Source organism: Stenotrophomonas sp. HMWF003 (assembly GCF_003061285.1).
Lineage (GTDB): Bacteria > Pseudomonadota > Gammaproteobacteria > Xanthomonadales > Xanthomonadaceae > Stenotrophomonas > Stenotrophomonas maltophilia_AP.
Map to the genome: position 1 here is coordinate 1 of NZ_QAIW01000409.1, position 803 is coordinate 803.

1 protein-coding gene and 1 pseudogene are annotated in these 803 nt (G+C 70.5%); both read right to left on the bottom strand.

Going from position 1 to position 803, the window contains the following annotated elements; all coding sequences use genetic code 11:
* Positions 1-192 (bottom strand): annotated as a pseudogene (locus DBR34_RS17490) (GNAT family N-acetyltransferase); the annotation flags it as partial.
* Positions 193-243: 51 nt separating this feature from the next.
* Positions 244-803 (bottom strand): BRCT domain-containing protein (locus tag DBR34_RS23780; RefSeq protein WP_308812562.1); only part of this gene is annotated, 560 nt, incomplete at its 5' end.

Below are 803 nucleotides of genomic sequence, written 5' to 3' on the forward strand. Positions count from 1 at the left end.
GCTGCCCGCCTCGTCCAGCCACAGCAGCACTTCGCCGTTGCGCGGGTCTTCCAGCAGCGCGGCCAGCGCGATGCGGACCCGCGCGTCGTCGAAGTCCAGCTGGTCTTCGGCGTAGAACTCGCGCATCAGCCCGATCAGCAGGTCGGTGTCGGCCACGGTGGCCAGGCGGAAGTCGAGGACGGCAGTGTGCATGGGGATCTCCGGAGATGCGGGACGGCGGGGCGCAACGGCCCCGCCGTGGGTTCAGTGCTGCGCCAGGAAAGCGACCAGGCGGTCTTCGTCCCACACCTCGATGCCCAGTTCCCCGGCCTTGGTCAGCTTGGACCCGGCTTCGGTGCCGGCCACCACGAACGCGGTCTTCTTGGAGACGCTGCCGGACACCTTGGCGCCCAGCGCTTCCAGCCGCGCCTTGGCCTCGTCACGGGTCATCTGCGCCAACGTGCCGGTCAGCACCACGGTCTGGCCATCCAGCGGGCCGGCCACCTGTTCGGTCTGCTCCGGCGCGCGGGTCAGCAGCGTGCGGCGGTAGTCGTCGGCCTTGAGCAGCATCTGCGCATGGCCGTCGCGGTCCAGCCAGTCGGCCAGGCCAAGCGCCACTTCGTTGGGCAGCCCGGCCGCCACGAAACGCACGGGCTCGGCGTCGACCAATGCGGCCGCATCGGGCAACGCGGCGGTGAGCTTTTCGGCACGCAGGCGGGTGATGCCGGGAATCTCGGCCTCTACCAGCAGCTGGGCGAAATCCAGGCCCTCGCGCAGCTTGGCCGACGGCGCGTGGGTATCGCCGATGCGCACCTGCCCCACCT